General features: G+C 31.7%; 17 protein-coding genes. 1 reads left to right on the top strand and 16 read right to left on the bottom strand.

The features are described from left to right. Positions 1-14 precede the first annotated feature (14 nt). From ACE193_RS06515 to ACE193_RS06440, 16 genes are all read right to left on the bottom strand, one after another. A complete protein-coding gene (locus ACE193_RS06515; protein ID WP_375562200.1) occupies positions 15-1,340 on the bottom strand; it encodes an ABC1 kinase family protein in 1,326 nt (441 codons plus the stop codon). Between the two features lie 207 nt (positions 1,341-1,547). Further along, on the bottom strand, positions 1,548-2,057 hold the full coding sequence (locus ACE193_RS06510) for a YkvA family protein (RefSeq protein WP_375562199.1): 510 nt from the start codon (positions 2,055-2,057) through the stop codon (positions 1,548-1,550). A gap of 66 nt (positions 2,058-2,123) precedes the next feature. Then, positions 2,124-2,774, bottom strand: a complete 651-nt coding sequence (locus ACE193_RS06505; RefSeq protein ID WP_375562198.1) for an alpha/beta hydrolase — start codon at positions 2,772-2,774, stop codon at positions 2,124-2,126. 154 nt (positions 2,775-2,928) lie between these two features. Then, entirely contained in the window at positions 2,929-3,360 is a 432-nt protein-coding gene (locus tag ACE193_RS06500; protein ID WP_375562197.1) for a hypothetical protein, read from the bottom strand. Between the two features lie 425 nt (positions 3,361-3,785). Beyond that, positions 3,786-4,778, bottom strand: a complete 993-nt coding sequence (locus ACE193_RS06495) for a hypothetical protein (protein WP_375562196.1) — start codon at positions 4,776-4,778, stop codon at positions 3,786-3,788. A 200-nt stretch (positions 4,779-4,978) separates the two neighbouring features. Continuing rightward, positions 4,979-8,293 (bottom strand): ATP-binding cassette domain-containing protein, encoded by a 3,315-nt coding sequence (locus tag ACE193_RS06490; protein WP_375562195.1) that lies wholly within the window; start codon positions 8,291-8,293, stop codon positions 4,979-4,981. Positions 8,294-8,613: 320 nt separating this feature from the next. After that, the gene (locus ACE193_RS06485; RefSeq protein ID WP_014798847.1) at positions 8,614-8,976 is read right to left on the bottom strand and encodes a DUF1987 domain-containing protein; all 363 of its coding nucleotides are present in this window, start codon (positions 8,974-8,976) and stop codon (positions 8,614-8,616) included. A gap of 121 nt (positions 8,977-9,097) precedes the next feature. Beyond that, positions 9,098-9,652 carry a SiaB family protein kinase gene (locus ACE193_RS06480; protein WP_375562194.1) on the bottom strand — a complete coding sequence of 185 codons (555 nt, stop codon included), beginning with the start codon at positions 9,650-9,652 and terminating at the stop codon, positions 9,098-9,100. A gap of 340 nt (positions 9,653-9,992) precedes the next feature. Then, positions 9,993-13,460, bottom strand: a complete 3,468-nt coding sequence (locus ACE193_RS06475) for a PAS domain S-box protein (RefSeq protein ID WP_375562193.1) — start codon at positions 13,458-13,460, stop codon at positions 9,993-9,995. Positions 13,461-13,516: 56 nt separating this feature from the next. Beyond that, positions 13,517-14,305: a GAF domain-containing protein gene (locus ACE193_RS06470; RefSeq protein WP_375562192.1), complete on the bottom strand. Its 789-nt coding sequence runs from the start codon at positions 14,303-14,305 to the stop codon at positions 13,517-13,519. A 50-nt stretch (positions 14,306-14,355) separates the two neighbouring features. After that, positions 14,356-14,955, bottom strand: a complete 600-nt coding sequence (locus ACE193_RS06465; protein ID WP_375562191.1) for a chemotaxis protein CheB — start codon at positions 14,953-14,955, stop codon at positions 14,356-14,358. Positions 14,956-15,055: 100 nt separating this feature from the next. Beyond that, a complete protein-coding gene (locus ACE193_RS06460; RefSeq protein WP_375562190.1) occupies positions 15,056-15,892 on the bottom strand; it encodes a CheR family methyltransferase in 837 nt (278 codons plus the stop codon). A 284-nt stretch (positions 15,893-16,176) separates the two neighbouring features. Then, positions 16,177-16,347: a hypothetical protein gene (locus ACE193_RS06455; RefSeq protein ID WP_375562189.1), complete on the bottom strand. Its 171-nt coding sequence runs from the start codon at positions 16,345-16,347 to the stop codon at positions 16,177-16,179. 132 nt (positions 16,348-16,479) lie between these two features. Further along, the gene (locus ACE193_RS06450; protein ID WP_375562188.1) at positions 16,480-17,349 is read right to left on the bottom strand and encodes a hypothetical protein; all 870 of its coding nucleotides are present in this window, start codon (positions 17,347-17,349) and stop codon (positions 16,480-16,482) included. 26 nt (positions 17,350-17,375) lie between these two features. Then, positions 17,376-18,296, bottom strand: coding sequence for an ion transporter (locus ACE193_RS06445; protein ID WP_375562187.1), 921 nt, complete (start codon positions 18,294-18,296; stop codon positions 17,376-17,378). Between the two features lie 79 nt (positions 18,297-18,375). Beyond that, positions 18,376-18,777, bottom strand: a complete 402-nt coding sequence (locus tag ACE193_RS06440; RefSeq protein WP_375562186.1) for a hypothetical protein — start codon at positions 18,775-18,777, stop codon at positions 18,376-18,378. 286 nt (positions 18,778-19,063) lie between these two features. On the opposite strand from ACE193_RS06440, the gene ACE193_RS06435 reads away from it, so the two are divergent. Next, on the top strand, positions 19,064-20,230 hold the full coding sequence (locus ACE193_RS06435) for a glycosyltransferase (RefSeq protein ID WP_375562185.1): 1,167 nt from the start codon (positions 19,064-19,066) through the stop codon (positions 20,228-20,230). Positions 20,231-20,330 lie beyond the last annotated feature (100 nt).

Raw genomic sequence — 20,330 nt, 5'->3', positions numbered from 1 at the left:
AATAAATGGTAGTATTACGCTTTTTTGTTTTTATACCAATAGGAATCTGTATTTACAGTAGCATTGAGTTCGTGTAATAAGAAGTACAAACCAAAATAGGTTCGGTTCAAATAAAGTGAATGCTGCGACCCTCTTGCTTGTTTTGAGTTGCGAAGTTCTGGCATCTTGGAAAGACGCTCACCAAACTCATTCAAATCATTAAAGTATTTTTTATCTCCAAAATAAAATGTATCACTATGAAAAGGTTTCATAGAAAGCGATAATAATTCTTTAAAAACACCTTTAAAAAACGCTCTTTGTTGTGGTGTATCATCGTCCATCAAAAATCCTAATCCTTCAAAGGCAGTTTCTAATTGAGCATCATCTTCTAATATATTTTTTTCCATTATACTAAAATGCTGTAAATAATATTCTTCTGGGATTACTTTTACTGCACCAAAATCAATAAAACCAACTCTTCCATCTTCTTTCATTAAGAAATTACCAGGGTGTGGGTCTGCGTGTACTTCCTTCAAAATATGCATTTGATAATCATAAAAATCCCACAGCGTTTGAGCAACTTTATTTTTGATTTCTTGCGACGGATTGGTAGCCAAAAACTCTTTTAAGTGCATTCCTTCCAAAAAGTCCATTGTCAGAATTCTTTCTGAAGAATATTCTGGATAATATTCTGGAAAAATAGCATTTGGAACAGCTTCTTGAGTTAGTTTTGCTAGTTTTTGAGAACGTTCTAATTCTAAGTTATAATTGGTTTCAGACTTTAACATATCACCTACTTCTTTCATATAAATCTCCAAATCACGCTCACTAAGTCCCAAAATCTGCATTGCAAACGGTTTTACCATTCTCAAATCAGAATCTATACTTTCAGCTACCCCTGGATATTGAATTTTGACAGCAAAAGTTTTATCTCCAATTTTTGCTTTATGAACTTGTCCAATAGACGCTGCATTGATGGCATCTTTTGTAAAATCATCAAAAATATCATTTGGACTTTTACCCAAATATTGCCTAAACGTTTTGACAACTAATGGAAATGACAAAGGAGGTGCAGTATATTGAGCCATTTTGAATTTTTCACTATATGCATTTGGTAGCATTCCTTCGCTCATAGACATCATTTGTGCGACCTTCAAAGCACTTCCTTTTAGTTCGCTCAATGTTTCATAGACATCACTAGCATTTGCATCATCTAATTCTTGACGGCTAAGGTTTGGATTTATTGTTTTTTTGGCATAGTGTTTTACATAATTTGCACCCAATTTTACACCTGTTTTGGCAAATTTTGCAGCTCGTTGTACTTTGCTAGTGGGAATATTGTCTTGTGATTTGCGTTCCATAAAGTTTTATATATAACTATCGTTTTTTTATAATTTGAATTGATAATACAGTTCTTATCAATTAAACTAACGTTTGATTGAAAGCAATAGTTTTATTATTTTTTGTAAAACTACTCAAAATTAAAAATAGCTAACAGTTTGGAAACCATTAGCTATAACATCAAGAAATTAAAATAATAAGTTAAATCTACTCTGGTCTATTATTTATTAAGTAGTCTGTTGAGCAATTAACTGTGCTTCTTCCCAGTTTTCAAAGTCTCTAATGTCATCACTCAAAGAACCTATTGTCCAAGAAATTAGAGCAAAGTCATCCATCATTCCAACAAAAGGAATAAAATCAGGAATTAAATCTAAAGGTGAAACCAAATAAATAATAGTTGCCGTAGCTTTGACAAGTGAACCCCAAGGAAAATCTTTATATTCTTTCTTATAAAGCGCACGAATCAAACGTAAAAGAGTTTTGAATTTTTCCTTTACCTCTTGACTCATCGGTCGGTCATTTTCTTTATTATTAAAATGATTGTAGGCTTTATTTAGCAAAGCAAACATTTTATTTCTGCTTGCAATTACTTTAATGGCTTTTTTACTTGCTGTTTTATAGAATTGAGATTTTTCTACCTGTTCCTCTACTTCAATTTGAGAATTAGGTGTAACAATAGGATTTTTTTGTTGTTCAAAATCTTCTTCTGTAAAGTTTGTAGGGCTTGCTTTTGTCATATTTAGTATAAAATTTTAGTTTAAAAAATGGGTAATGACTTTCTCTATAATTTAATTAACTAAAAACTAAGGTAAAGAGTTTTCAATAAAATCATTCAATACTTCTGTATAAATTTTATGAGAGCCTTTATAAGGAATTAATTTTGGACTGATACCTAACTTTTCTAATTTCATAAGGCTTGTTTTTAAGCCCTCCTCACTTATAAACTCATCTTTATCTCCATAAAAAAGTGTTATTTTATCATGCATTTTTTTATAAAAAATAGAATCTATATCGTGAGCTATCATTCCTCCCCAAACTAGAAAATTATAGACTTTATAATTTGTATGAGCAATCCAACGACTTGCCGTAGCTGCTCCCTGTGAAAATCCTAAAACAATAATTTTTTTGTCAGTAATAGAGATTTCAGCTAGTTCAGTTTTGATTAAAGTTTCTAAATAATGCAGGTTATTCTCAATATCTAACTCTCTGTCGTGCTTGGTCATCCAATTTGCACCTACTCGTCCTGTAAAACTTTCTAAATAAGCTGTTGAAAGTCCTTGAGGAGCAATTATATAGTTTTTATTCGTATTTAATTTTTCAAATTTTTTTATAAAATATTCAGCTAATTGTCCATATCCGTGAAAAATTATCCAAATATTTTCTGTTTGATTAGATAACTCTCCAAAGGTACAATACCTAGCTTGATGTGAAAATGATATTGTTTTTTTTGTCATGATGCTAATATAAGGGGTTCTGTAGTTTGTACACCAAAAAAAAGAGCAAAAGATTTGCTCTTTTGCTCTGTTAATTTTTGGCTAATTCATACAATTAGCGTACTATTTTTCTAGTACAGTTTTCTATATAGGTAGTGAGTTAGTTTCTAACTTTCTAGCGACGGAAGCCTAAAACGGCTGCTCCACAATAGCTATTTGAATCTTTAAAAGTAAAACTCAAATAATAAATACCAGTAGAAGCACATTTGAAGGTCAAACCATCATAATACTTATTATTAAGGTAACTTGTTGCTAATTGTGAACGACGAGAGTCATAAAGAGTAGCAATAAGACCATTTGGGCCTCCATCTTTACCTGCCATACGAATCATATAATCAGTACCTTTACTGAATACACATGTATATTCAATTTTTTTACGTTGTCCTCCTTTACCGTCAATACGGTAACTCTTGACAAATGTATAACCTGGAGCAAGCTTTTTGAGCGCAAGGTTGTTATAAAGGTCAGTATTACATTGCGCTTGAGCATCAGTAGCTGCAAATGCGACAAAGAAAAAAGCACAGAAAAGAATTAATAAATGTTTCATACGTTTTGCTTATTTGGACAAAAACTTGTTCAATTAGGAATTAGGAAATAGTATAATTAATGTAACAATTAGGTTAATAATGAGTGATGTTGCAAATACTTTTCCAAAAGTAAAAAAGATAGATAAAAATAAAGAAACGTTTCTCCTAACCTAATAAATCATACTCAAATTATACTAAAGGTTTTATTACATTTTAGAAGAGTGGTAAAGGTAAAGATAAATTTTAGTCTATTTATTAATTTATCTTTCAAATAATCAATAACTATTTATTGATTATTATTTTTAGTATATACGCTTCTTCCATGTGATGTAATCAAAAAACCGTCCAATCTTAGAATTTCTAGTAATTTCTTGCTAAAAACACCTTTTTAAGCTAATAAAGACACTTTTTGATTACATTTATACACCTCAAATTATGGTGCAATTTAATTACTAATAATTTTATTACGGATAGAAGCTACCAAACTGTTGATAGATTGTACATCAGATTCGGAAATATTAACGACCGTTTCTTTTGTATCTGTAATGACAATTTCACCATTTACTACTTCCATTTTTGGTTGTCCGTCTTTTTCTACAATTTCTACGTTTTCATACACTTTTTTGAGTTCTTCCAAATCAGCTATGAAACCACTAAAATTAGGTTTGTTTTTATATACATTCAAAACTAAAAGAATTCGATTTAAAACAAGTTTTTGCTCTCCTATTTTTTCTCTTAGGTCTGCATTGTTACTTTCTTTATACACTAAAGATGTGATATAATTTGCTTCTAACCAACCCCCAGTAAGGATAAGAATACTTAAATACTCACGTTTTTGTTTACGAAGTTCTGTATTGATTTTCTCAAAATTTTGAGTAGTAAGCTGTAAAAGAGAATCTAAATCTTTATTTGATTGAGTCAATTTTTTGATGGTCGTATAGTCAAAAAACTGTCCGATATTAAGTCCATCAGCCAATTTTTTGACAGAATTAAGGTAGTTTAGAGCATCTTGATTTTTTTCATAAATATTAGCATAACCCAAATCTGTACTATAAACACCTAAGTTTAGAGCTTTTTTGTAGTTATTGGTATAATTATCTACCAAATCAGGATTACTCAAATTATCTTTGTGATAATCTGTTCCTAAATCTTTTATCAAAATAGAAACTTCTAAAGGGGAAGGAATTGACTGAATAATATCATTCATAACTCCTGGTGCTAAAATATCTTCGTCAGCTCCTGAGTCCGTAGTGCCTGCATTGGCTTCTGTTGTAGTTTCAGTAGAGTCTTCTTTTGGCTTGTCATCACAAGATGTAAGTGTAAAAAGACCAAAAGTAAGCACAAAAGCGATGAGTGGTAATTTTTTCATAGAAAGCATTTTTTTCTCAGATAAAGTGCTGAGAGAACTAATATAGATAGAATAAAATAAATGTTTCATATAAGAGAGTATTGGCGTAATTGAAATAATTTTAATATAACTTTTTGGTTAATGTATTACTTAGCAAATTTGATTTTATGTAAAACAAAATATCTAAAGTAATTGAATTTTAATTTTTAGCCTACTTCAAACGCAAGAGCAAGTGAAATAATAAACTAAATTTAGTAAATCTATTAGAAAAATCAAGTAATAACCTAAAGTTATTTTTTCTTCGTTTTAAAGCTAATGCTTCCAAGTATATCAATTATTTTTTTGAGCCATTCAAAATAAAGTGTAATAAGTAGGAAAATAGTCATTGCCCACATGACAAGTACATTGAACCACATAGTGTCAAAATAACGACCAAAGAAATGTTTTTCAGGAGCATAAAAGTGAGTACGATAATCTAAAGGATTAGAAATATTATTTGGATTACGAATAGCAAAAATAGGATCTGTTTGTTGTACCAAAAATCCATTTCCTTCTACATACTTATCTTTTATCATCTCATTTTTTACTTGTGACTCCAAGTATTCATTTGTGTATTTATTTTTCAAATCAACTACTGATAGTTTATTTGATGGGTCTTGTTCCATAGCATTGATGATACTATCTTTTCGTTCATTAGCAGCAACAAATATAGGGTTATATGCTTTATCACGAATCATTTGTAACACAGCCTTTAATTTATCAGCCATTGCCCTATCAAATTCTATGATTTGAAGCATTTTATCTAAGTCAATATTTAATAGTTTTTGTTCTTCCGAAGAGAGTTCCATGTCTTCAGCTTGAATTTTCAAACGGTCAAGTATTTCATTTACTTTCTCACTTTCCCACTCATGGTGAAGGAGGGCAATGTCATTTTGAAGTAAAACCATAACTGAATCAGCCGTTTCATTTTGTGCGCTTTCTGCATAATTAGCTGCTCGGTCTAGAATTTCTTGCATTTTAGGAATCCAAAAATTAGCTTTATGTTGATACTGACTAATCTCAAATTCTACATCAAAAATCTGCCTTTCGAAAGGATTATCTTTAAACTGTTCGACAGCTAATGCCTCATACGCCCAACGAGAAGCCATAAAATCGGCAATAAGTGGAATACGTCCTTTTTCTACAATAGAGTTATTAAGCTGGTCAAATCTAAAAATTGCACCACTCAAAATCATTTGAGGAATCAAAAGAAGTGGAATCAATATATAAACAGTTACGGCCGAATTGAAAGAAGCTGAAATATTCAATCCTAAGGCATTTGCAAAGCAAGAAATAGTAAATAAAACAAGCCAATATTGCCAGTACATGCCTTGAATTTCTAAAACAGTATTACCAATGAGCGCAAAAGTAAGCGTTTGAATAGCTGAAAGGGTAAACAAAATACCTACTTTCGAAGTCAGATAACTCATTCTACTCAAATTTAAGAATGATTCTCGCCTTTGAATTTTCCTATCCCGAATAATTTCCTCTGCACTTACTGTCAGTCCCATAAAAAGAGCAACAATAATAGCAATTAGCATATAAGCAGGAACATTATCATTATATCTAAAAACATACTCTTCGGCATCTTTTGCATTTTTGAAACGAACAATTACAGAAAGTAAAAGTGCAAGCAAAGGAGCTTCTAATAAATTAATCATCATATACTGCGTATTACTAATCTTAGAGAGAAAATCTCTAGTCGTAAAAATAGCAGCTTGTTTTATCTTTGAAGGAATACTTAATGAGTTGGGTGGTGGCTCATTGACTGTTTCTACTGGTGTAATAGAATGAGTTTGTTTGTAAAGGTCATTCCATTCAGCAGGAGCAATTTTTCTGACACCTGTATATTCTCCGTATTCATTTACTACTCGTGCTTCAATAATATTGAATAAAAGCTCTGGCGTAACAGTACCACAGGTTTGGCATTGTCCATTATCACTTCCAACTTGATTAGTTGCACGCTTAAAGTAAGCAATCGCTTCAACAGGATTTCCATAATAAATAGGATAACCACCTGTATCTAGCAAAATCATTTTATCAAACATTTTATAAATGTCTGATGAAGGCTGATGAATAACTACAAAAATGAGTTTTCCTTTGAGAGAAAGTTCTTTCAAAAGGTCAATTACATTTTCAGAATCTCGGGAAGAAAGACCCGACGTAGGCTCATCCACAAACATGACAGCAGGCTCACGAATAAGCTCTAACGCAATATTCAAACGTTTACGCTGCCCTCCACTAATCATTTTATTCAGAACACTACCAACAGTAATATCTTTAATCCTATCTAATCCTAAACTTGCCAAAACCTCCATTACACGAGCATCTAACTCTTCTTCACTAAGGTTTTTGAAACAAAGTTTGGCATTGTAATACAAATTTTGATAAACACTAAGTTCTTCTATCAATAAATCATCTTGAGAAACATAGCCAATTACACCTTCTACTTTATCAGATTCTGTATGAAGATTAAAACCATTTATACGAACTTCTCCCTTATATGGACTCTCCAAACCAGCCAAAACATTGAGAAGCGTAGTTTTTCCTGCTCCACTTGCTCCCATTATACTTAGGAGTTTGCCTGGACCTTCTGCTATATTTACATTTCGAAGACCAATAGTTCCGTCTGGAAAACGAAAGTCTAAATTAATAGCATTGAATGAAATAGGGTTTTGCTGTGCTGTATCATTATAACGAGTAACTAAGTCACTATAATAAAGAGGCGCACCTTTTGGTGTTTTGAAAACACTACCATTTGAGAAAAGAACAATCGTATCTTTCTTGACAAGCTGACCATTTAAGAAAATCTCATCATTTCCATTATACTTTGTGAAGTATAAATCAACACTTTTCAGACGAATAAACACAATTTCGCCATCTAAAAGCCCTGAATCAATGAATTTTTTTCTACTTTCTATTGGAGGAGCTTCTTCATCAAAAACTAACAGGTCTGGAGAATCAAACATTTGAGGAGAATCTGTTGACATAACAAAATTTTCCATTAGCTCGTACTCTTCTTTTGGTATTTTGAAGATTTGAGAAGCTGTTTTGATAATTTCTAATCTATGACTACTAAAGTTTCTGTCGACGGCAAGCATCTCCAAAATCTTGAATGTAACAATTACTTTTTGTTTTTGTGCAAGTGTTTTATTGATATTCTTACATACTTTTAAAGTACGCATACTATCTTTTAGCTGAATATTACCACTACTTCCTCCTTCTGCTGCTTTTTTTGCTTTTCTAGCTGCTCTTTTTATTGCCCTAGCTTTATCTTTCTCCTGCTGCTCTATTTCTTCAGGAGTTTTCCCTTCTGTTATTATTACTATATCTTCAGGATTTTCTGCTGTTGCTTCTTCGCCTTTTTGAGTTTCTTTATCTTCTCCTCCTACTCCAAATTCTGCATACTGGTCATAGAGCGTAACATATTCACTAAGCCTTTTTCTGTCTAATTCTTGTTCGAAGAATCGAATAACAAAATTACGCTCAGCTTCTGATACGCCACCGTCTTGTTTAGAGACAACTGCAAATAATTGGGTTAGGGCTTTTAGTATTTCCTCACTCATATTCTATTCTTTATCTTTCTTTTGGTAGTACTATGTTATAATGGTATGAATAATTTTCTAAATAGAAAATAGTTTTACTCAAAAGGCATAAAAGGGCAAACTTCGAATAGAGAACACTCTGAGCGAAATTACCCTATAAAAAGTAAATCATTGGTTATAATAGGTATAAGAATAGAAAGTACAAATGATATTTACGTTACTTCAATTATTATATTCTATTATTTTATATAGGATTAAAAAATAATTCTATATATAAAGGCATAGTTAAGATAGTTTTTTATCAAAAAATAAATGTATTTTGATAATCTACTTTATTCATTTTAATAGGTTTTGAAATCAAATGGAATATCTACAAGGTCAGAAAATTCTTCTCCTGCTTCTTCCATATCTTCATCATCCTCGTGAAAATACCAAATTACAGATGCACCTTCAATTTCTTCTAGCTTAGAAAGAATATCTAAGATAAGTTTTGAAGAGGCTGTATTAAAGTACTCTAACTTAAACATAAACTTGGTATCTGGGTTTACTTGATTTTCGTACTCATCAAGCCAGTCTAAGATAGGCTGATAAAATTCGGCTGCATCTTCAGGAAGAGAACGACCAGATATTTCGAATACCTGACGGTCTTTGTCTAAGATTACTTTTGGAGTGTCTTCTGTCGGTTCTAAGTTGATTACGTCCATATTCTTTATAGAGTATATTTAGTATAAATTGCTAAAATGAGTTGTAAGTTGAAATAATATAGTGTCAAATTAAATTGACTGTATTTTTGAAATATCTTTTTTATTTAAAAGTCTTCTTTTATTAAAGATTACGAGAAATTGTCATGCGAAGAGAGAAAAATGAAAGTTCATCATTAATTTTCTCAAAGTCAAAACGAATTTTGTTACCTGACTTTCTTGACATATCAATAAAACCAAGTCCTGCTCCACCTTTATCCGAAAGTTCTCCACGAGGCTTACTTTTGATAATTCTTTTGTACTCTTCTTTGAGCTGGTCAGCATCCATTAAATTAATTTCTTCTAACCTTGCTTTTAGTTTTTCGACCTCTCCTGTATAGAGTGGATTTCCTGACAGTACAAAATAATAATCATCTGTTTTGGCTAAAGAAAAGATTGCATTATTTTTTCCATAAATTTCCTCTTGATAACTTTCAGAGTGCTTTACAATATTTTGCAAAGATTCTACCATGACATTAAAAACCTTTGTTTTGACTTTGCGCTGCTCGCCAAAGGAATCCATATTACGTTCTGCCATTGCCAAAACTGACTTTGTTATTTCTTGATTAAACTCGCCTTCATATACCAAAAGCAAGCTTTGTTTGAGCATAACTTTATGTAAGTCATAAATATATTTCATAATTAGTGGCTTAAATGTCTTGAGAGTATCTTTAAAAATATTTTTAGTTCTGTATAAAATATTTGAATAAAATATTTGGATTGATAAACCTTCTAATAAGTCAGTTTAACAAATGTACATAGAAAATAATGTTCTAAGCAAAGGTTTTGTCCAAATAAAAAGGGTTTTTAGCGAAAATCAACACTATTTATACAAAACCTCTTTTTTTTACTTGTTCTTGTTATGCACCTTTCTTTTTAAACATGCCTTTAAGTTAGGATAAATTATTAGAAGAACAAAGAGAGATTTAAAATAACTTTAAAAAACACCTTGATTTTTTCTTTAATTTCAAATAAGGTTATCAAAATTTAATACCAATCATCAAAATATCATCAATTTGCTTACTATTTCCCATCCATTTTTCAAAACGGTTTTCGAAAGTAACGTGCATTTCTTCCATATTTTGTGTTCTGTTTTCTACCAAAATTTCTCTAATTTGTTTTGATGAAAACTTTTTATCTTCTTTTCCTCCAAACTGGTCTGGCAAACCATCAGAGAATATATAAATTGAATCTCCTTTAGATATAGTTTGGCTGTGATTACTAAAATCATTACTTGCACTATAAATAGCCCCCCCCCCAATCGGTTTTCGATCGCCTTTTAGTTGTATCAAATCGCCTTTTTGTGGCAAAACATACAACGGACGGTGTGCGCCAGCAAATTCCACTTTATTTTGTTTTCTATTAATACGACAAAGCGCAATGTCCATACCGTCTTTGGTATTTCCTTCTGTGTCTTGTCGTAGCGTTTGAGCGACTCCTTTATTAAGTCTATCTAATATTTGAGCAGGAGAAAGAACCGTTTGACTAGAACTCAAAATTTCATTTAGAATAAAATATCCAATTAGTGAAATTAATGCTCCTGGAACTCCATGTCCTGTACAATCAACGGCTGCAATATATACGTTGTCGCCTTTTTGTACGTACCATGGAAAATCTCCACTTACAATATCTCTAGGCTTATAGAATATAAATGAATCTGGAAAAATACTTTGCAAATGACGGCTTTCAGGTAAAATAGCACCTTGAATACGTCTTGCATAATTGATACTTTCGGAAATTTTACGATTGGTTTCTCTTACCTCAAATTCAGTTCGTTTACGTTCTGTAATATCATGAGAAACCACTAAAATAGATTCTAAATAGGCTTGGTCGTTATATTCTGGAATAGCTGTTGTTTGCATTACACGTTCTCCTGCAACCGAATCAATTTCTAGTTCTCTGAGTACTTTATTTCCTGTACGGTTTACTTTTTCTGTAATTTCTTCAATTCGCTTGACAATAGCAACAGGCAACTGTGAACCTCTCATCATCTTATTTGTCAGTGTAGATGGTTCTAGTCCTGTTAGATTTTTGATAGTTGGATTTACATAAAAAATCTTTCCTTCTGGATTTATACGCATGATAAGGTCAGGCGAGTTTTCAGATAAGGCTTGCATTTGTCCACGCATACGAGATTCTTGTTCGGCACGTCTTCGCTCTGTAATATCCCTAGAGTTGATAACAATACCTCTAATGGCTGGGTCACTCAAACGATTTGTTCCTGTTGCTTCCAACCAAACAGGGTCTCCATTTTTCTTGCGATATTCATATTGAATAGTTATATTTTCGTCTGGATGCTCCAAAAGATTTTCAAAAAGCTGTCTAAAGGTTTCTTTACTTGCTTGTTGTACATTTTCTACATCGTTTGTTCCGATAAGTTCGGATTGTTCGTAGCCTAAAATAGATTCAATAGACGGACTTATATAACGAACTTTTCCATTTTTTTCATAAATCGTAATTACTTCTGAGGCATTTTCTAATAAAACCTGCATACGTTTTTGAGTACGATTTACTTCTAATACTTGTTCTTCTAGTCGTGCATTAGATTTACGGAGTTCTTCTTGTGTAGATTCCATTTCTTCTGCATTTTGTCGCAATACTTCTTGTTGTAATTGAAGCTCTTCACTCATTTGTTGAGATTCTTGGAGAAGAGAAATAGTACGGTCATTGACTTTTATATTGAAAATTGTTCTTGCAATGATAATACTAATCTCACGAACAAAATTTACTTCTGTATCTGTAAAACGTGACAGTCCTGCAAATTCCATTACACCATATACTTTCTCATCTGTAATAAGAGGAACGATAAGTAAAGCCTTTGGTTTTTGTTCTCCCAAAAGTCCTGAACTAATTGTCATGTAATTGTCAGGAATTTCAGTACGAAGTATAATATCTTGTTCTATGGCTGCCTGCCCAACTAATCCCTCTGCAAAACGAAACGATTTTTTAAGGTATTTTCTTTTGTGATAGGCATACGTAGCACTTATTTCTATATGACTTTCTTGTGTAATTTCGTCTTCTTCTACGACATAGAAACTGCCTTGAACAGCATTTATTTTTTCTGTAATAAAAGCAATAATTTTTTCTGAAAGAAGTTCAATAGTTTGATATTCACGCAAAATCTGTCCAACTTCTGCTACACCTGAAACAATCCAGTTTCTTTGTTTGTCTTTACTATCTGCATCTTGAATACTATCTCGCATCGTAATCAATGCATTACCAAACGTGTCATTATCTCCCATCGGACGAAAAGAAGCTCTGTAGTTTCCTTTTCCAATTTGATACGCAAAATCTGCCGTTCGCTTTAGAGCCTGCACCAAATTATTAACGGCTTCTGTCATCTGACCAATTTCATCATTGGTTTCTTTTTTTATTTCTTTTGGCAATTCTCCTTTTGCTACAATTCCTAAAACAACTTGCAAACGCTCAATAGGGCGAGTAAGCATAGTAGAAAAGACAAAAGCAAGACCTCCAGCAACAACAATAATAACAAATCCAGTAAAAATAAAGGCATAAACAAGCCCATTCAAATCACTATCTACATCATTCTTATCTACTTGGGTAACAATTCCCCAACCTACTGGCTCAATATAATTCCATGCTGCAAGAGTTTCACTTCCTTTATAATCTATCGAAAATCCGTACCCTGTTGTTTTTTCCTTTAATGCTCTTTCTAATCCTTCAGCTTTTCCATCTCCAGTAATTTTTGGAGTATTTGCTCGCTGTGATTTTAGGTCATTTAAGAAAGTAATTGTAGTAGCACTTTTTTGTCTTCCCAACACAATTTCTCCTGTTTGTCCTAATCCTGTTGTGTCTGCAACAACATCATAAACCTCTTGCATATCTAATTCGGCAATAATATAGCCGATGATAATAAAGTTTTGTTCTGGGTCTTTAATTGTAGCAATCGCTTCCATACGGCTAGGTGTACCTGAGAGTTCTTTTGCTATTCTTGGTTCATTGAAGTAAATACCGTCATTAGCATGAGTCAAAAGAACTTGATAACGGTCATAAATTCTACCAAAAATAAGATAATCTGCTGCTGAATTTGTTTTATAAACTATTCGTCCATCTTTATTTACTAAAATCAAATTTGGATAGTTATAAGCTCTTTGAAAAGGCAATAAAGACTCGTCTAATTTATTACGAAGTTGACTTTGTAATGTGTCTGTATAGTTGTTTTCGCTAATTGTATTGACTTTTCGAAGCGATTGTAATACAGAAGAATATTCTTGAAGTAAGCCAATGTGAGAGGTAATTTGAGAAAAAACACCTTGAATTTCTTTGCTTTTTAGCGTATTGATTACTTTAAGGTTTTGCCAATAACGCTGTTCGACAGCTTCTTTTCCTTTATCGTAAGAAACGTAACTAAGCACAAATGCAGCAGCAAGCACTACTACCAAAAGTACTATCGTGATTTTGTTACGAATGCTGAATCGATTGAGCATAAAGATGAATTAAATATTTAGATTTATTTTTAAAAGTAACTAATAATTTTTAAACTTTATAAATGTTTGGCTATTAAATCAGCAACTTTATCTATATATTCTTTTTCTGAATCAGTAAAGTCTTTAAAAGAAGCTAATTCAATCACTCCTTTTACTGGGTTTTCTTTTACTTCTTTTTTTGTATTGTCTTGTTGAATAGGCACAGCTAATAAAACAGATGGTTGGCTTTCTCCCAAGCCTGAAAGTACATTTAGATACCCTTCTGGAATATCCCTAATATATGTTTTGTGTCCTATTTTGGCTACTTGTCCTGCGATTCCTTCTCCAAACTCATAAAATAAGGTTTGGCTATCAGGTAATGCAAACGCATAAGCAGCAACGAGTTCAATTCTTCTCAATTCTGTATCTGTATGAGCTACATAAAAAGCACCTGAAACAGCTTCTAGTTCATTACAAATATGTTTGAGAATATCATTTGAAAACTGTGTCTTATTTGGATTTTTGAGAAGTTTTGATAAAATTTCTCTCTGTGTATTCCAATCTAAAATTTTGGTTTGAGTTTCTGACTCATTTGTTTCTTCATTTACATATCTATCTACATAAATTACCTCTCCTTGTGCTTGTTTGCGTTGCCATCGAACATAAAAAGCGAACATCAAAACAAATCCTAAAAGTAATTCGAAAAATACAAAACCCATCAACAAATTACTATTTTCATCTGCAATTGAAGCTTTTTCAATTGTTTCTCTTAATTGAAGTAAGAAAAACCCAGACACGAAAATACCGATGAGATATATTCCTGCAGCCAAACCAAACCAAATACTATTTTGAAAGAGTTTTTTCATTTATTCTTAAATATTTTAACTTTTTTGCACCCCAAAGAGTACTTTACATTTTATTGCTGATAGACTTTATTTATTTTTAATAAAAAAGCTATAATTTCTTCTATTTTTAGTTCATAATCAATATCTACGATGTTTTTTGCAGCTAAAGGCATTGCATTAATCATACTCTCTTCAATGTTTTGAATAATGGTAAGACCTTTTCGATATTTTATCTTTTGCATTCCTACTGCACCATCTTTATTTGCTCCTGAAAGCAAAACACCAATAAGTTTGTCACGATATACATAGGCTGCTGACTCAAAAGTAATATCTATGGCAGGACGAGAATTATTTATTAATTCTTCAGTATTGAGAGAAACAGAATTACCAAGCTCAACTGCCATGTGATAATTGGCTGGAGCTAAATAAACGATTCCTTTTTTTATACTTTCCTTGTCCATAGGCTCAATAATATCTTTTTGGCTTTTAATAGAAAGAGCTTCTACAAAACCATGACGGACATGTTTGAGCCGATGCAAACACAGAAATATAGGCAACGGAAATTCACGGGGAATGGACGAAAGAATCTGAACAATAGGCTGAAAACTTCCTGCTGATCCACCGATAACAACTGCCTTGTATTTATCTGTAATATGTGTTTCTTTTACCATTTAGCTCAAAATTAGCTTTTAATTTGTTTATTCTAACCTACCTATCAATTTTGTATAATAAAGAATTGTTAAGAGGAAAACTAAGAAGGAAATTAGTAATTTAATCTTTTATTTTTTTGTAAATTTTTTCTTCATTATTAACTACAATAAATTTGTGTGCAATATCACACCAAATTAAAGATTCCTTCGAACCAATTACTAAATAACCATATTTGAATAAACTCTCATGCAAACGATGCAAAACTTGATTTTGAAGTGTTTGATTAAAATAAATCATTACATTTCTACATAAAACTAAATCAAACTTTGAAAAAACACTTCCCTGTACCAAATCGTGTTTGCGATAGGATACATTTTCTAAAAGAGCTTTATTAATGACAGCTTCTGAGCCTACTTCAGTATAATATTTTTCTAAAGAATACTTGCCTTGATAACGCAAATAATTCTTACGATTTACTTCCATGTGTTTGAGGGGGTAACGCCCTTCTTTTGCTTTTGCAATAATAGAACGGTCAATATCTGTCGCTACAATTTTTGCTTTATCTAAGATTCCCATTTCATCTAAGACAATAGACATAGAAACAATTTCTTCTCCAGACGAACAGCCAGCATGCCATATACTTATTTTGTTGTGATTGAGCATAATGTTTGGAATGATGTGTTCACGCAAGACACGCCAAAATGTAGGGTCACGAAACATTTCAGTAACATTTACAGTCAGTTCTGAAACAAACTCTTCAAAAAAGCCTTCTTTAGTGTTCATAATATGAATCAGCTCGTCGACAGTTTGAAGTTTGTACAAATCAAGCATCCGTTTAATACGTCTGCGAAAAGACGACATAGCATAATCTTTAAAATTATAATCGAACTTTTCTTGAATAAAAGTCGTCAGTTTGCGTAGTTCGGCTATTTCTATTTCGCCCATATTTGAAGACATAAGGGAAGTTTTAAGTTGTTTTGTCGTTTTTAAAATCTAATTTCTCCTATTTTTAAGGTTTATTAGGCAAAGTACATGCTTCTTTTAAACTTTACAAGTCTAAGTTAGCATTTTTTATCAATTATCTAAGTAAATTATTGATAATATGTAAATTAAGTTAGATAAACAGGTTTTTTTAGGAGGTAAAGGGTTTTATAATATATAAATCAAATCTTCAAGGCTTCCCATATCTTTTGCTCATTCCAATAGTTTTTCCAGTATTTTTCAATAACCTCCTCTATTACTTATTTTATATTTGGTTCTATTGTTCTGACTTCTTCTAACCATTCTTTAGAAAAAATATAGTATGCGTCAATACCACTTTCTACATTCCAACGCATTTCTTGATGCAATATGCCTAACCAATGTTTTGTTTTTTCTTCTTGGCTTAGGTTTTTATATTCTTCTTTAGTCATAAATGGACTTATACGAGTTGTATTCAATACTTGTTCCTAATTATTAGACTTGATTTGAGTGTGTAAAATTGTTATTAGAGACATCAAAGACACAATTACAGACAATTAATTCTACACCAGTATTATAGATTGTTAATCAATTCTAAAACTTTTATGTACGTCATAATCGCTAAAAATCATGAACGTATTTTGGTCAGTCTTAATTTTTTTTGAAGTCCTTTTTGATAAATAAACCCAAACAACCTCTTTGAAATCAATATCTTCAAACCATTGAGAAGTCATTATAAATTTTCCGTTGTCTGTTTTACAGGTAGTTCTAACAATTCTTTTCATTGTTCCTTTTGGAGTCCAAGTTTGTCCTAAGCTAATATCGCTAAATTCGTTGGTGGTTTTTAGTGTATAATTTAAAGGTTTATTAAATCTCATCGTAATTAGCACTTGCCCTTTATACTTTTCATCTTTACTCCAGTTAATTGTTATATTATTTCCTTTTTTTAGTTTTGTTGGTTCATAATAATTTTCTTTTGAAACTTTTTCTGTGCCTATTTTAAAATCTACACTTACTTTTTTTGGTAGGTAAATTTGTGTAGAGATGCTATCAATGTTTTCTTTTTTATTACCACCCAAGCTTATCCGAACAGTCTTTCCCCAATATTCATCAAAATTAGGTTTGTTTCCTCCAAACCCTAAATGTCCGTAACCATTCATTTTTTTCCAGAACTCCAAATCATTTACAAACCAAGAACCTCCATCAATATCCTTAATTGTATTATTTTCTATTCGATAAATACCTCCACTTGCTCTATTGCTGTTATCTCCTATTCCATAGAAATCGACACTATATAAACCAAAATACCCAGTGCAGTCATCACAACGAGGAGAATCCATAATCATCTCACTGCAATCAAGTGTTTTGTTGGTGTTATTGCTTTTAGGTTGAAAAGAACAGCTTGATGTTGTGATAACTATCAATAGAAAAATGTAAATTTTTAAAAAGTTCATTATTATTATTTTATAAAGTATCAAAATTATTCCATCTCAGGCAATTTCCCTCCACAATGAGGACAATAACAAAGAGTTGTAGAATGAGTTGTAGAATTTTCTGATTTTTCTTCTACTTCTCCATTTCGTTCTTTAAGTTCTTGTAAAAGCTGTTTTTCGATTTGTTCTTTTGCTTCTTTTTCAGCTTTTTTACGTTCTTCGACTTTTTCTAAAAAACCAGCACTCAAAATACTGGTTGGAAGTGCTACTACACCAATTCCGATAAGAGCAGTTGCTCCATTTAGTATTTTTCCTAGCATTGTTACAGGGACAACATCGCCATAACCAACCGTAGTCAAGGTAACAACAGCCCACCAAAGCGTAGCGATAATATTAGGAAATCCTTCTGGATTGGTTTCGTGTTCTACATAGTACATCAAGGTAGAAGAAACTAAAAGTAAAATCAAGGCAAAGAAGACAGTTGTAACAAGCTCTTCTCCTTTCTCTTTTAAGACATCATAAACTAGATTTAAAGCACGAGAATAACGGTTTAGTTTGAAGACACGCAAAAGACGTAAAAGTCGCATCATTCTCAACAATCGCAAATCTTCTACTCCCAAAAAAGGTAAGTAAAATGGAAGAATAGCAAGTAAATCTACCAAAGCAATAAAAGAAAAAATATACTTTAGATAGGCTTTCCAAGCTGACAAATGAGGATATTTGAGAGGAGCAGTCCAAAGACGGAGCAAATATTCTACTGTAAAAATAGCAATAGAAAAATTTTCAAATATATTAAAATACTCGCCGTATTCGCTACTTGCTTTTGGATAAGACTCCCAAATGGTAGAAATTACACTTAAAAGAACTAAGACAATGATGAAATAATCAAAATAGACACTTTTTTTGTCGTGTTTTTCGCCACGTTCTATAATGGTATAAATGCGTATTCTGAAAGTAGAGTACTTCATAAATGAATTTTTAGTAAAAAGTAAAATGCAGAGACTACTTATGTATTGTCGCTGCATTTATTAAAATATATCAATAAATTTAATTTTCTTCTATTGGTTTTACAAAAAGAATTGAATCAGATGCTGAGATAACTTCGTAACTCTGTTTCTGATCCTCTAGTATGATATTCACAGTGTTTTTATTGTTTTCATTTGTAAAAGTCCATTTGCCTTCTTTAGTTACATATGCATCTGTTGCTCCAATGGCTTGTTTTTTGAGAGTTCCATCTTCTTCAAATCTCCAACCTTCACGACCACGAGCAGGAGGGAATTCATACGTTTCTGGTCGATAGGCTTGTGTACCATCTTTGTCATCTTCAAAAGAACGAATCCAAGTAACATCAACTACTTTTTTCATAATATCTTCGGTTTGACAAGCCATTAATAAAATAGCAAATAAGGAAAATGTAAATAATACACTTAATTTTGTGAGGAATTTCATAGATATATAAAGTTAGAAGTCTGAATTTAAGAAGTATAGAATGAATTACGAATTACGAATTACGAATTTATTTTTTTTAATGACAACAAATTCAAAACAATGAGTATAGAAATACAATTTTTTACTAATCACTAATCACTAATCACTAATCACTAATCACTAATCACTAATCACTAATCACTAATCACTAATCACTATTTTGAAACCTGCTCATATTCTTGTACCGACGTTTTTTTCATTTAGAGATGCACTAACGCAAACTTATACATTGCCATACATCAAAATTATGAAAAAATATTTACCAAAAGATAGTAAAATTTATTTAATGACACTAGAACAGTCTCATTTTAAGATGAGCGAAGAGCAAAAAAAGCAGATTGAAACAGAGTTGCAAGACCAATTTGATATTCATTTGTTAGATTTTCCATATTATCCTTTCGGAACTCGTGCTATGCTCAACTGGACACGAATAATTAGTACCTTAGTAAAAATAATTTATGCAAAAAATATACGTTTTATACATCCTTTTTGTGTAACGGCAGGTTCTGGTGGACTCATTTTATCCAAAATTACAGGAAGAAAGCTAATCATTGATAGTTTTGAACCTCATGCAGAAACAATGCTAGAAAGTAATACTTGGACAAAAAACAGTCGTGCTTTTCAGATTCTTTGGAATTTAGAGAAACAGGAAGCTCGGCATGCCTCTGCTTTTATTCCTTGTGTCAATGAAATGCAAAACTATGCAAAAAATCGTTATGGAGTAGATGTTTCTGACCGTTGTTTAGAATCAAAACCTGCTTGTGTGGATTTAGATTTATTTGATTTTGAGAAAAGAAAAGACCCCAAATTACTTGAAGAGCTAGGATTGAAAGATAAAATAGTTAGTGTATATGCAGGAAAATTTGGAAGCTCGTATTTAGAAAAAGAAATATTTGATTTTTGGAAAGTCTGTCATAACTACTGGGGGGATAAATTTAGAGTTTTGATTTTGACATCACATAAAGAAGAAGAAATAAATTTGTATTGCAAAGTTAGTGCTTTGGATAGAAATATAGTTACTACAAAGTTTGTTTTTCATGAGCATATTCCATCTTACATTGGTCTTGGAGATTTTGGTGTTACTCCATTCAAACCTGCTGCTTCAAAACGTTATGGGACTCCTATCAAAACGGGTGAGTATTGGTCAATGGGATTGCCTGTTGTGATTACACCAAATATTTCAGATGATTCAGATACGATAGAAAAGTATAAAATTGGTTCGATTATGAATGAATTTACGGAAAAAGAATATCTACGAATCGCAGAAGAAATAAATGAACTATTGATTCATAAAGAAGAAACAGGTTTACACCAAAAAATAAGAAAAATTGCTGAAAAATATAGAGGTTTTCAAATCGCTCATCGTGTGTATAATGAGTTGTATGGAGAAAATGGAAGAGCTTGGTTTTTTTAATTTGTAGAGATTGATTTTGATTTAAAGCTTTGATTATTAAGCCTTTATGTTAGCCTTGTTTTGCAAAAAAAAATATAGTATTTCTTTATGGTCATCTGAC

It is taken from the genome of Bernardetia aquimarina, assembly GCF_042180575.1.
GTDB lineage: Bacteria > Bacteroidota > Bacteroidia > Cytophagales > Bernardetiaceae > Bernardetia.
Note: the sequence above shows the minus strand (reverse complement) of the source record. Positions and strands in the feature narration are given on the sequence as shown.